Annotated in this window: 9 protein-coding genes, 1 other RNA gene and 2 pseudogenes; 5 read left to right on the top strand and 7 right to left on the bottom strand. The window is 46.6% G+C overall.

Features of this window, described 5'->3' with window-relative positions; genetic code table 11:
• Window positions 1-9 precede the first annotated feature (9 nt).
• Window positions 10-3,835, bottom strand: a pseudogene (locus BQ8014_RS14890) (efflux RND transporter permease subunit).
• A 115-nt stretch (window positions 3,836-3,950) separates the two neighbouring features.
• Window positions 3,951-4,394 carry an HYC_CC_PP family protein gene (locus BQ8014_RS14885; RefSeq protein WP_139785137.1) on the bottom strand — a complete coding sequence of 148 codons (444 nt, stop codon included), beginning with the start codon at window positions 4,392-4,394 and terminating at the stop codon, window positions 3,951-3,953.
• Between the two features lie 479 nt (window positions 4,395-4,873).
• On the opposite strand from BQ8014_RS14885, the gene BQ8014_RS14880 reads away from it, so the two are divergent.
• The 3 genes from BQ8014_RS14880 to BQ8014_RS14870 all read left to right on the top strand — a co-directional run bounded on the left by BQ8014_RS14880 (window position 4,874) and on the right by BQ8014_RS14870 (window position 7,785).
• Window positions 4,874-6,520 carry a diphosphate--fructose-6-phosphate 1-phosphotransferase gene (locus BQ8014_RS14880; protein WP_080905036.1) on the top strand — a complete coding sequence of 549 codons (1,647 nt, stop codon included), beginning with the start codon at window positions 4,874-4,876 and terminating at the stop codon, window positions 6,518-6,520.
• A gap of 106 nt (window positions 6,521-6,626) precedes the next feature.
• The gene (locus tag BQ8014_RS14875; RefSeq protein ID WP_080905035.1) at window positions 6,627-7,229 is read left to right on the top strand and encodes a riboflavin synthase; all 603 of its coding nucleotides are present in this window, start codon (window positions 6,627-6,629) and stop codon (window positions 7,227-7,229) included.
• 1 nt (window position 7,230) lies between these two features.
• Window positions 7,231-7,785, top strand: a complete 555-nt coding sequence (locus tag BQ8014_RS14870) for a nitroreductase family protein (protein WP_080905034.1) — start codon at window positions 7,231-7,233, stop codon at window positions 7,783-7,785.
• 10 nt (window positions 7,786-7,795) lie between these two features.
• On the opposite strand, the gene BQ8014_RS14865 is transcribed toward BQ8014_RS14870, so the two are convergent.
• From BQ8014_RS14865 to BQ8014_RS14850, 4 genes are all read right to left on the bottom strand, one after another.
• Window positions 7,796-9,172: an MATE family efflux transporter gene (locus BQ8014_RS14865; RefSeq protein WP_369808807.1), complete on the bottom strand. Its 1,377-nt coding sequence runs from the start codon at window positions 9,170-9,172 to the stop codon at window positions 7,796-7,798.
• Between the two features lie 11 nt (window positions 9,173-9,183).
• Window positions 9,184-10,542: a YihY/virulence factor BrkB family protein gene (locus tag BQ8014_RS14860; RefSeq protein WP_080905033.1), complete on the bottom strand. Its 1,359-nt coding sequence runs from the start codon at window positions 10,540-10,542 to the stop codon at window positions 9,184-9,186.
• Between the two features lie 19 nt (window positions 10,543-10,561).
• Window positions 10,562-10,920, bottom strand: an RNA gene (gene rnpB / locus BQ8014_RS14855) — RNase P RNA component class A.
• Window positions 10,921-11,031: 111 nt separating this feature from the next.
• Window positions 11,032-11,625 (bottom strand): HU family DNA-binding protein, encoded by a 594-nt coding sequence (locus BQ8014_RS14850; RefSeq protein WP_080905032.1) that lies wholly within the window; start codon window positions 11,623-11,625, stop codon window positions 11,032-11,034.
• A 511-nt stretch (window positions 11,626-12,136) separates the two neighbouring features.
• On the opposite strand from BQ8014_RS14850, the gene BQ8014_RS19565 reads away from it, so the two are divergent.
• Window positions 12,137-12,448 carry a hypothetical protein gene (locus BQ8014_RS19565; RefSeq protein WP_080905031.1) on the top strand — a complete coding sequence of 104 codons (312 nt, stop codon included), beginning with the start codon at window positions 12,137-12,139 and terminating at the stop codon, window positions 12,446-12,448.
• Between the two features lie 25 nt (window positions 12,449-12,473).
• Here BQ8014_RS19565 and BQ8014_RS19785 read toward each other — a convergent pair.
• Window positions 12,474-12,722, bottom strand: a pseudogene (locus BQ8014_RS19785) (IS982 family transposase); the annotation flags it as partial.
• A gap of 230 nt (window positions 12,723-12,952) precedes the next feature.
• Between BQ8014_RS19785 and BQ8014_RS14835 the strand changes: the two are divergent.
• Window positions 12,953-13,522: an RNA polymerase sigma-70 factor gene (locus tag BQ8014_RS14835; RefSeq protein ID WP_080905029.1), complete on the top strand. Its 570-nt coding sequence runs from the start codon at window positions 12,953-12,955 to the stop codon at window positions 13,520-13,522.
• Window positions 13,523-13,524: the final 2 nt, after the last annotated feature.

Here is a 13,524-nt window from a genome sequence, read left to right as displayed (position 1 = left end):
CATTTTCCTTTATTCTTTAATACGTCCGTATTTTCTAACCGCCCATTCTCTCCACCAGCATTGGAGTACGGGCACCACAAACATGGTCATTGATTGGATCAGCATCCCTCCGAAGGTCGGTATGGTCATCGGAACCATAATGTCGGATCCCCTGCCGGTGGAAGTCAGGATCGGCAATAAGGCGATAAGCGTGACGGAAGTGGTCATTGCCGCAGGCCGCACACGCCGCAGCCCGGCAAAAACGACCGCTTCCCGGATCTCTTCTTTTGTCCGCGGATTCCTTTCCTTAAATGTATCGTGTATGAAGGAACCCATCAGTACACCGTCGCTGGTAGATATGCCGAATAACGCAATGAATCCGACCCATACGGCAATGCTTAGATTGATGGAATGCATCTGGAACAGGTCGCGCATATTGATTTCTCCTATTGAAAAGTTCATAAACCAAGGCTCTCCGTACAGCCACAAGAGAATGAATCCTCCCGCAAAGGCGACGAATACTCCTGAAAAGTGAATGAACGATGCCGTTACCGATTTGAACTGGAAATGAAGGATCAATAAAATCAGCAGCAAACAAATAGGGATCAGAATCATTAAACGGCTGGCGGCTCTTTGCTGCTGTTCGTAGTTGCCGGCAAATTGATAGGATACCCCTTTGGGTAACTTCAGTTCACCGGAACGGATCTTGGCTTGCAGCATCCTGTCAGCCTCCCTGACGACGTCTACCTCGGCTTTGCCCGCGACCTTGTCAAAGATCACATAGCCCAACAGGAAGGTATTCTCGCTTTGTATCATTTGCGCCCCCCGGGTATATTCGATCTCCGCCACTTCGCCGAGAGGAATCTGCGCGCCGGTAGCCGTCGGAATGATCAATCTGGACAGCTCTTCCGGGCGGTCCCTTAATTCGCGGGGATATCTCAGCCGGACAGGAAACCGCTCGCGGCCCTCAACCGTAGTCGTCAATGCCATTCCTCCGACGGCAGAGCTAATAATCTCCTGAAGGTCGGCAACCGAAATACCGTAACGGGCCATGTTTTGGCGGTTTAGCTTAATCTCTATGTAAGGTGCTCCCACGGCGCGGTCGTAGAATACGGTAGAGGGAAGAATGGAGGGTGCTTCCTTAAGGGCGGCCTCGAAGGCTTTTCCTCCCTGCTCGATGGATTCGAGATCCGGCCCCGTTACCTTTAATCCCATCGGCGCGCGCATCCCTGTCGACAGCATGACGAGACGCGCTTCGATCGGTTGCAGTTTTGGAGAGGAAGTCAATCCGGGCATATGGGAAACGTTCACAATCTCCTGCCAGATATCGTCCGGTTTCTTGATCTCAGGCCGCCATTGTCTGAAATAATCTCCGTTTCTATCCGCGACCAGGCTATCCGACGGCACCAGGCGGAATCCTTTTTTCGGATCATATATGGAGCTGTCCGTCAGGATAAACGCTCCTTTCCGGTTCACCTTAAATCGCTGGCGGTGTCCGTTCTCATCCAGTATGTATTCGGAGCGATAATTGATCGTATTCTCAAACATCTGCGTAGGGGCGGGATCGAGCGCCGAATTAACGCGGCCCCATTTGCCTACCGCTATTTCTACTTCCGGTATGTTGGAAACGCGTTTGTCCAGCGCTTCGATATATTGGAGGTTCTGCCCGATGCCGGTATGCGGCATACTGGTCGGCATCAGGAGGAAAGAACCTTCGTTGAGGCTGGGCATAAATTCTTCGCCTATACCGGGAAACTTTTCAGTTGCAGACCGCCAGAATGCCGTTTGCCGGAATTGTTTCCATCCGACTGTTTCAAAGCCTTTGGCCACGAATCCGAATATCGTATCGAAACCCAGCCAGATCATACCCCCCAGCAATAACGTGGCAAGTGGAATCATCATGAATTTCCAGCGATTGGACAGGCACCAGCGGATCAATTTTTCATAATGGGCGATCAATGCCCAGAAGAAGGAGAGGATCAATGCAATACTGAGGACGACGATCAGGAAATTCAGGGAGAATCCTTCCTGCGGTCCGACCGGCAACCATTCCGAGGTCAACAGCGATACTGCCGCCAGGATAGCTATGCCTGCAGTGACGTATGTAGTTGTCTTCGGATTCTTCCATCGGGGGGGCATACAGGTTGGCTATGCCGAACAGGGGCAGGGCAAGTACCGGATATACGCCCGTAAAGGCAAACCAGATTATTCCGCCGGCAATCAGGATAATATTCAATATCTTGCGTACGACCTTCGATGAGATTCTAATGGAAAAGAAATAGTAAACCAGCGTCGGCACAATCGCCATACCTAATACCAAAGCCGAGATCAATGTAATCGTTTTCGTATAGGCCAGCGGCTTGAATAATTTTCCCTCCTGTGCTTCCAGAAAGAAAACGGGGAGAAAACTTACGATCGTGGTAAGCATTGCGACAATGATAGGCGTCGATACTTCGCTCACGCTTTTATAGATCAATTCAACCAATGTTTTTCCCTTTGTAACTCCCTTGTTGCCGGGTTTCTCCAGGTGTTGGATAATGTTCTCCACAAAGACGACGCCAATATCGACCATTACCCCTACGGCAATGGCGATTCCCGACAGGGCGACAATGTTAGCGTCGATCTTCAGGAGCCGCATGACGATGAAAGTGGCCAGTACGGTGATAGGAAGCAGGCTGGATACGACGATGGAAGCCCTGAGGTTGACGATGATGATGATAATGACGATGATGCTGATTAGTATTTCATGCGACAGATCCGATTGGAGCGTACCGATCGTCTCTTGAATCAGTCCCGACCGGTCATAAAACGGAACGACCGTGACTTTGGATATGCTCCCATCCGGAAGTGTCTTTTGCGGAAGCCCTGCCTCCATCGCCTTTATTTTGTCCTTCACGTTATTTATTACATGAAGCGGATTAGAGCCGTAGCGGGCGACTACTACGCCGCCGACTGCTTCCACGCCCTCCTTGTCGAGCCCGCCCCTTCGCGTCGCCGGGCCGAGATTAACAAAAGCGATGTCTTTTATCTTGACTGGAACCCCGTTGCGGACGGTTATCACCGCTTCTTCCAGGTCGGAGACCTTTTTTATATACCCTAATCCCCGCACTAGGTATTCGGCTTTGTTGATTTCAATCGTTTCGGCGCCGATATCCAGATTGCTCTTTTGGATCGCGTTCATCACATCCATGATAGATACGTTGTATGCCCGCATGGCGTCCGGATTGATCTCTACCTGGTATTCCTTTACGAATCCGCCGATAGAGCCGACTTCGGAAACTCCTTCAGCCGCCGACAGGGAATATTTGACATAGAAATCCTGTACGGTTCTCAACTCTTCGGGATCCCATCCGCCAGCCGGTTTCCCTGTTTCGGGATTCCGTCCTTCCAGGGTGTACCAGAAAATTTGTCCCAATGCCGTTGCATCCGGCCCGAGACTCGGTTGTACGCCTTCAGGCAGTGTGCCGGAGGGGAGGGAATTCAGTTTTTCCAAAATACGGGAACGACTCCAATAGAATTCCACATCATCATCGAATATGATATAGATGAATGACATACCAAACATGGAGGTGCTTCGGATGGTTTTTACTCCCGGTATTCCCAACAATGAGGTGGTCAACGGGTAAGTAACTTGCTCCTGTATGTCTTTGGGAGAGCGTCCCATCCATTCCGTCGCCACGATCTGCTGGTTATCGCCAATGTCGGGAATCGCATCCACCGGGATCGGATCGCGGGGCAGCAGGCCTCCGTTCCAGTTAAAGGGCGCTGTCGAGACACCCCAAACAATCACGACAATAAGCAGTAAGATCGTGACCAGCCTATTATCCAGAAAATATTTTATAATTTTATTAAGCATAGTGATTTATTTGATTTTATACAATAAATGCATGAACCCTGAACAAATTTATATTATTAATATGTCCGGAGCAATAGTCATTTTACCGGCAACGCGTATTGCCGGTTATATAAAATCAAATACGATAGACACAAACGAAGGCAAGCAAGTCGAGATTCAACTTGTTCAGCCCTCCTGGTGGAAAGAGATGTTGGATGGAAACCGAATGACCGGGATTAATATAGTTGATCGTATAATCCCAAGCCAACCATATATGGTTCAATGAAAGCAATAATTTGCTTAGTTCGAATGATTGTACCTGATACTGATCTGTCGCTATTTCGATCTGTTGTTGTACGCAGCAGTTCCTGTGTTCGTTAGCAAGGAAAAGAGAGGAAGCCTCGTTACTTTCCGCCTTAGGTTCGTGCCCCTTGTCCGCACAACAGCAACCACCCTCATCGGAACGTTCCACTATACTGACGGAAAGCAGATCCCCTCCACAAAAATGCATGTTCAATACGGGTTGTAAGCCTACAACCAGCATCACCAGCAACAGAAATATGGATATAATGCGTTTCATCAATTAGTAACCTGTTTCCACTAAATTATTTAGTACGCAAATATAACTATTTCCTTATAGAACGGGCATGACTTTTCGAAATATTTGCTTTCATTAGACTCTTTATGTCAAATAATCCAGTGCACTCAATTTTTTCACTCTGAATTTCGTATCTATAAGTTTATTTGATTTTTAATAACGTCCTAATTTTAATGGGACACTAATGCTTGTATTGTAAAAGGAGATAATGGAATAATGCTCTTTTTTTTTTAAATCCTGCGGATATGGGATCGAATCGAATAAAGTGAGCGCGCTATCCGGATACTACTCTATGATAGAGTCCATTTGTCCGGATGGAATTCAGTATGCCTCAATATTGTCTTCCTGCTGTTTGACGCAAGGGGATTTGTTTCGTGTTTCTTATTTAATAAAAAAAAGCGATATTTGCACCGTCTTACGGCAGAAACAAAACTACAATATAGTAAGCTAAATAAATAATTATGACTAAGAGCGCATTACAAATTGCACGTGCAGCCTACAAACCGAAAGTTCCGGCTGCATTGAAAGGTGCTGTCAAAGCAGTAGACGGCGAGTATACCCAATCTGTTGCCGATCAGGATGAAATCAAACGGTTATTCCCGAATACCTACGGCATGCCGTTGGTTACTTTTGAGAAGAGCCATGATAAAAAGGCGTATCCGGCAATTCATGTCGGAGTTATTCTTTCCGGCGGACAAGCTCCCGGTGGGCATAATGTAATCGCCGGTTTATTTGACGGTTTGAAGGCTACGAATAAGGATTCCCGCTTGTTCGGGTTTATTTTGGGTCCCGGTGGACTGATCGACCATAAGTATATGGAACTGACCGCCGATATTATCGACGATTACCGCAATACGGGTGGTTTCGATATGATCGGTTCCGGCCGTACCAAATTGGAAACAAAAGAACAGTTTGACAAAGGCCTCGAAATTCTGAAGCAATTGAATATCTCCGCCTTGGTGATTATCGGTGGTGACGACTCGAACACGAATGCCTGTGTTTTGGCTGAATATTATAAAGCGATCGGAGCCGGCGTACAGGTGATAGGCTGTCCGAAAACGATCGACGGTGACTTGAAGAACGAACAAATCGAGACGTCATTTGGTTTCGATACGGCTTGCAAGGTCTATTCCGAAGTCATCGGGAATATTCAGCGGGACTGTAACTCCGCCCGCAAATACTGGCACTTTATCAAGCTGATGGGGCGTTCCGCTTCCCATATTGCTTTGGAATGCGCCTTGCAGACGCATCCGAATGTGTGCATTATTTCGGAAGAAGTAGAGGCAAAGGACCAGACGCTGGATGATGTTGTCAACGCTATCGCAACGGTTGTAGCCCAACGCGCGGAGCAGGGCAATAACTTCGGTACGGTATTGATCCCTGAAGGACTGATCGAGTTCATCCCGGCGATGAAGCGGCTGATAGCCGAACTGAATGATTTCCTGGCAAAGAACGAGTCGGAATTCAAATTGATCAGACGTTCGGAACAACGCAATTATATCATCGGCAAATTGACGAAGGATAATGCAACCCTTTACGCCAGCCTGCCGGAAGGAGTCGCACGCCAGCTTACGCTGGACCGGGATCCTCACGGAAACGTACAGGTGTCTTTGATTGAAACCGAAAAGCTACTGGCAGAAATGGTCGGAACCCGGTTGGCCGAATGGAAGCAGGAGGGTAAATACGTAGGGAAATTTTCTTCTTTGACCCACTTCTTCGGATATGAAGGACGTTGTGCCGCTCCGTCCAATTACGACGCCGATTACTGCTATTCTCTGGGATATACGGCTTCCTGCCTGATTCAGGAAGGGAAAACGGGCTACATGGCTTCCGTCCGCAACACGACCGCCCCGGCGGAGAAGTGGATTGCCGGCGGCATACCGGTGACCATGATGATGAATATGGAGAAACGCCATGGGGAATTGAAGCCGGTAATCCAGAAAGCGCTGGTACGCCTAGCTGGTGCGCCGTTCAAGGCGTTTGCCGCCAACCGCGATTCCTGGGCGATCCATACGGACTATGTCTATCCTGGTCCTATCCAATACTTCGGACCGACGGAAGTCTGTGACGAACCGACCAAGACGCTGCAGTTGGAGCAAGGAAAATAAGAGTAAATAAGAGATAATATCGGATAAGAAGGGGCGGATGCAATTCGTCCCTTCAATCTTTTTTGTTACCTTTGGAATCGGTATAAAATCATAAAACAACAAATCTATGTTTTCAGGAATCGTAGAAGAAGCAGCGAAAGTCGTTGCGGTAGAACATGATAAAGGGAATCTTCACCTGACATTAGGTTGCTCCTTTGTCGACGAGTTGAAGATCGACCAAAGTATTTCCCATAACGGCGTTTGCCTGACCGTTGTCAAATTGACGGATACCACCTATACGGTGACGGCGATCCGCGAAACGCTGGAACGTTCTAACCTCGGCGGATTAAAGGTGGGGGACTGGGTGAACGTGGAGCGCAGTATGCTGATGAATGGGCGTCTGGACGGGCATATCGTGCAGGGACATGTCGACCAGACAGCCGTCTGTACCGGCGTGAAAGAAGCGGATGGAAGTTGGTATTATACGTTTGAATATACATTCGACAAGGCCATGGCGCAGCAGGGATACCTGACCGTTGAGAAAGGCTCGGTTTGCGTGAATGGAGTCAGCCTGACCGTCTGCAATTCGGAGGACAACCGTTTTGAGGTCGCCATCATTCCTTTTACTCATGAAAATACGAACTTTCACCAGATAGCGAAAGGAACCGTAGTCAACCTTGAGTTCGACATAATTGGTAAATATATCAGCAAGCTGATCCAATACAAGTAAGATGAAGGATTTCTTATCGCTGGCGCAACAACGCCAAAGCGACCGGGCCTATGATACGAACCGTCCGGTGGAACGGGAAAAGATCGAACGTGTTCTGGAAGCGGCGCGGGTGGCTCCGTCTGCCTGCAACTCCCAGCCTTGGCATTTTATCGTCGTGGATGATCCGGAACTGAAAAATAAAGTAGCCGACGCTACTTCCACGAGGATACTGGGATTGAATCATTTCACCAAACAAGCTCCGGTACATATCCTGATTGTTGAGGAAAAAGTAAATCTAAGTTCCGGCTTCGGCGGATGGGTAAAGAAAAAGGATTTTGCACCGATTGATATCGGCATTGCTACCGCCCAGCTTTGTTTGGCGGCAGAGGATGAAGGATTGGGTACTTGCATTCTGGGATGGTTTGATGAGAACAAGATCCGCAAGTTGCTGGATATTCCCGACAATAAAAGGGTTGTCCTGGATGTCATCCTCGGTTATTCGACCCAATCCGAACGTCCTAAAAAACGGAAAGACTTTCAGTCGGTCGTTAGTTATAACGGGTACCAGACGAAATAATAGCCGGCCTTCAGGATGGGTTGACGACGCATCGTTTTTTCCACCTTCCCGATTTATAATAGATATAGGTGGCGATCAGTCCGATCGTGATGCTGATGCCGATTGCCCACCAGATGCCGGGGCGTCCCCAAATCGAGCTCAGGTAATAAGCCAAGGGAATGCGGATCAACCAGAGGCAAGTCAGGCTGGTGATCATAATGAAAAGCGTGTCGCCTGCGCCGCGCAAGGCGCCGTTGAAAACATTGAGCGCTCCATGGACGACGAAGAATCCGCCGATAATCAATAGATACTCTTTCCCAATGGCAATTACCTGTGCATCGGAGGTAAACGGATACATTAGGTATTCCCCGAAGAAGCAGATAATTACAAAAATACCGAGGCCGAAAAAAATAGTTACCCGCATGGAAAAATGAACGCCCGTCCGCACACGATCAAACCGTCCGGCTCCGATGTTTTGTCCGCAAAAGGCAGCTAAGGCACTGGAGAGGGTTAATATGGCCTGGGTGATGATTGTATCTATTTTTCCCGCCGCCCCGTAAGCGGTCAGCGTGTCGGTGCCGAATTGGTTGACGATGCCTAGCAAGGCTACCAATCCCAGGGCGATGGCGCACTGCTGGATACTGGTCGGAAGCCCGATCTTCAGGCCGTCCATGAAAAGCGGGCGGTCAAATCCCATATCTTTCCTTTTAAGGGAGAGCAGTGGATGGCCATTGTTGACAAATCGGAGTGCAATCCCCATTCCGATTCCCTGTGCAATAATAGTTGCCCAGGCCACCCCCTCTATCCCCCATCCGAAATGAATGATGAAAAGCAAGTCCAGCAACACATTCAAAACCGCCGTTATCAGGACGAACAGCATGGGGCGGACGGAGTCGCCGATGCCTCGCAGGATCGAGAGTATGCTGTTGAAAGTAACGAAAAGAAACGTGCCCGCAATATAAATGCGGAAATAGGAGACGGCCAGGGGGATTACATCCTCCGGAGTGTTCGTCAGCTTGAATATTGGTTCTGCAAACAGAATCCCGAGAAAGGATAAGATGAGGCCGGCGATCAGCATAAAGATAAAGAAAGAGGAAAACGCCCGTTGCACCTTGTCATACTGTTTGGCGCCGAAGTATTGGGAAACGACCACCGTAATGCCGCTGCCCACGCCGATAACCATTGAAATGATGAAATAGTAAATATAGAAAGAAGCCGATACGGCGGCCAGCGCCTCTTTCCCCAGGAATTGGCCGACAATCACGCTGTCGATGATCGTGTAGAGCTGTTGCAACACGTTACCGATCAAAAGGGGAAAGGCGAAAGAAAGAATGACTTTCCCGGCAGGCCCGGTGGTCAGGTCTCCGCGGAAAACTTTAGGCGTTATGTTTAAATCTTCTTGTTCCACTTGTTTGCTTCTCAGAGATCTTTCAAGAGTGTCCCGCTATTATTCTCGATCATGTCTTTCCTCGTTTTCAATAAGGCTTTCCATTGGTTCTTGAAAAGTCCGTCTGTGTTAATTTTGAAATTTTCTGAGCCGGCCTCGTCGATCCGTTGCAGGAGGAACCCTACGGTGATCCGGTTGATGTCGATTGCCGGCTGGTAATGGATGATGCGGGGATCGTCCTGCCCAAGGGTTTCCGTAATGATTCCGAGGTCTTTCAGAAGATAGAGGATATCGGTCGTCAGCCGGATCGGAATCTGGTACAGGTCGGATAATTCGTCGGCAGTATAAGGTTCTTCCCCCTTTTCGAAGCGTTTGACAATAAGCGAAGCGATCAGTAGAGTCAGGTAATCCTTATAGCGCCTGCTGATGTTCTTGCTATCCCTTTCGAAGCTGAACTTCTTTACATTCTGGGAGGCGTAGGCGATCTCCGCCCCGAAGAGGCAAAGCAACCAGGAGAGTTGCAGCCAGAGCAGGAGGAGGGGAAGGGCTGCAAAACTACCGTAGATGGCATTGTATTTACTAACCCAGATCTGTCCGCTAATGTATAGGTATTGGAAAAGCTGGAATGCAAATCCGGTGATCACCCCGGCGATCAACCCGTTTAGAAAGCGGACTTTCGTATTGGGCAGGAAAATATACAAAAAGGTGAAAACAAGTATAATGATGACGAAGGGGGCGATGTTGAGCAGGGTGTCTACGAACGGCGTAAAAAGGATGTAATTGCTGAGGAAAGAATTCCGCAGCGTAGACATGAAGATCGAAATACCGCTGGATATGGTCATCAATATCGGCAGGATAAGGAACAGCGCCAGGTAATCCGTTATTTTCCGGTACCAGGGGCGGGATTTTTGTATTTGCCAGATCTGATTAAACGTATCTTCGATCGACGAGATCAAATTGACCACCGTATAGAATAGAAAGATAAAGCCGACGCCGATGATTACTCCGCCTTGTGCCTGGGCAAGATAACTTTGCACAAATTCGAAGGCCTTGGTGAGGGCGACAGTCTGCCCAGGGAAATACTCGAACAATTGCTTTTGTACGGTCTCTTGCATCCCGAAGCCGGTTGCGATACCGACCAATACGGCCAACAAGGGCACAATGGAAAGCAGCGTGCTGTAAGTCAGTGCCGAGGCTCTTGTCTGTAGTCCTTCATCCTGAAATCCGCGTATGGCAAGAATAATGGTTTTGATCGTGTTGATATAGATTTGCCGGAAGCCGACGACCTCCTTGTCGGTGATCCGCCAAATATCGTAGGTGACAAAACGAATGGTTTTTGTCAGAAAGTCATTTATCTGTTCTCCGATCGTTTTTTTTGTTCCGGTTTCCATACATATATTGTTAAATAAAAAAAGCAGCAGACCTGTAAGCCGGGTTCTGTACTCCTTCCCGAGGAAAGGAATGTCTGTCATTTATCTAAGCATACCGTCGCCGGTACACTCCAGCGGTCTACCCCCCGGCATCGGACGAGCCATCCTACTTACGCCGGTATACATGACCTTACAACCCATAAGACGTACGGCGTCTCGCATTGCTGCGAAACCCGGTGAGCTCTTACCTCGCCTTTTCACCCTTACCGTCGGAACGGCGGTCATTTTCTGTTACGTTACTCCACCCTCGCGGATAGCTTCCCGTTAAGAAGTATGGCGCTCTGTGTTGCCCGGACTTTCCTCCCATCCCGAAGGATCGGCGACAGACCGGTCTGCTGCAATAGGAGCAAAGATAGGAATAATCATGGAGTTGTAAAGAAATCGGCGGATTCCTTTTCTTTACTAACAAATACTTTGTAGAAAAAGAGATTCTTCCAAAAGAGTACATTTTTATTGAACCAACGTATAATAAGAAGCTTTGCGGCGTCCGATCCGGGTAATTTTCTGTTCATTGATCAGACTCTTCAGATCCTGAAGCGCCTGATATCGGGTACATCCGTTGAGATCCATACATTCGCTGCTCCCCACAATGCCTTTTTTCCGAAGGTAGTTCAGGATACGTTCCTGACGCTTTTCCGCAGAATAGACCGGCGTTTCCTCTTTAGGGGAATGCCCTATCCGCATGGTCTTGAGTTTTTCTTTCAACGCAACCGAACAACGGTAATTCACAGCCTTGAAATGCACATTCCCTGTACGGATCTCTTTCGGATCTTCCACCTGAGGGCTTTCTACCGAGACCGAGAAATAGCCGAGCCCTTCGAGCTCCACGCTCTCCCCCGCCCTTAAGTGATAAGTAAGTGTATCAAAAAATGCTTGGAGCAAACCACGCACATCGGCCGGACTAAAAGAGGTGTTCTCATTGATTTCACGCACCAGATCATTGATCCGTATCGTACCGCTCGATACTAAACGGGCGTGGTACCAAACCGTTGAATCCTCCTTCTTCGGATTCGGACTTTTATAAACTTCAAACTGTGCTGTCATAATTAAAATACTGTATTACAATATAATAAAATAAAGTACGCAACAAACGGGAATCCTCTTTTACTTTGCCAGGCAACAATACTCCGGTTGTTACCTGGCAAAGTCTCCAAGGTTGCAATCAAATTATATTTTCGACAATTATTGAATATATTTTTGACAGTTGTTGAACTATTTTTTGACAGCTGTTAAACTTATTTTTGACAGTTGTCAAAAATATAATTGGAAATACCCAAAGATACATCTGTCAGGCAGGAATGATGCCATTTCCAAGTAAGAATTATTTTTTTTTAACGCAAATGGAAAAATAGAACCAAGCGCCCCATGAAATTGCGTCAGAATTGCGTCAGAATTGAGACCGTTTTTCCTGTTATTTATCTTCATTTCTTTTTGTTTATTTACCGATACTAATCGTTTATATTATGAAGAAGTTAATACTATTCGCCCTGTTAGGCTTTATCTGCCTTTCCTGCAAAGACGAGAAAAGGACAAGAAGTGAACACATTGTGAAAGAATGGGTAGGAAAAACTGGTTTTTCTTTTATCTCCATCCCAAAGACAGAAAAGAACTGCTCTCTTTACTAAAACGGGATGACTTCCGATATTCGGTCTTCATAGACACGGAAAATAAGATCGATCAGTTAAATCACTTTCCGCACGAAATGGAGTTTCAGTGCTTCCTGTTGGATAAAGAAAACAAAGTGCTTTCCATAGGGAACCCCACTCTCAATCCCAGAATCGGAGATCTGCATAAACAAATTATACTGGGTGGTAACACGCCGAAGGAGAGAGCAATCAGTGGCATTAAAAATAAGTGGAATGGTTGAATAAATAAAAAAAATTGAGCCACTCAACCATACTTTTACGGATACGATCGGTCAAGCCGAACAAGTATTTCCTCCGGTCATTATATTGACGCCTTGAGATCAGGTTAGAAAAATCATCCTTGTAATCCGATTCCAATTTGGCAAATAAAAGGTGCTCACTATCAATACTCAAGGATTCTGCTGTCAGGCTCAAGGCAATTACTTCCAAATCGGAAAAACGGGGAACTACGCCACAACGGGGCACAACGGGAATTTTGTTACCTGACGATGTAATTTTTAAATGTATTTGCCCTTAAACCTTAGTGTCTATTTGGCTATATAAAGAAAATGAGATACCTTTGATAGTGTCTTTTTAAGAGAAAATTTATTTTATTGGAACCCTTAGTATCTTAATATATTAAAATGAAAAAGTTGTTCATTGTCAACAAAATAAATTCGTTTAATTTTAGTAATCTACGGTGAGTTTCTGTATAGGATGTATTAATAGTATGTTTTAAGAAATAAATAATTTTGGAGAAGCAACGGAATTATAATGACTTTGAAAGTATTTACCTTGCCTATTTTTCAAAGATGAAATATTTTGCAAAAGTGTATGTATTATCGGAAGAAGATGCCGAGAATATTGTACAGGATGTTTTCGCTGATCTTTGGGAGAAAAAGGAAGTGCTTTCGATGCCAGTAAATCTGATTGCTTATCTTTTTACATCAGTTAAGAATAAATGTCTGAACTATCTGCGTCATCAGATTATAAAGAAAGAAACTGCCGACCAAATACAACAAACGCATAGATTGACAATGCAAGCCAGTTTAAATTCACTGGAAGCTTTGGATCAGGATTTATTTTCTGAACAAGAGACACGGGAAATATTGGTCCGGGCTCTTGACTCTCTTCCGGATAGATGTCGCCAGATCTTTATAATGAGTAAGATCGAAGGAAAAAAACAAAAAGAAATTGCTGCTGAATTAAATATCTCAACCAACACCATAGAAAGCCAAATGAAGATTGCTTATAAAAAGTTACGGACAGAGCTGAAAGACTATTTACCATTGCTGCTTTTTCTCTTAAATCTTTAATT

This window comes from Parabacteroides sp. Marseille-P3160 (assembly GCF_900162725.1).
Lineage (GTDB): Bacteria > Bacteroidota > Bacteroidia > Bacteroidales > Tannerellaceae > Marseille-P3160.
Note: the sequence above shows the minus strand (reverse complement) of the source record. Positions and strands in the feature narration are given on the sequence as shown.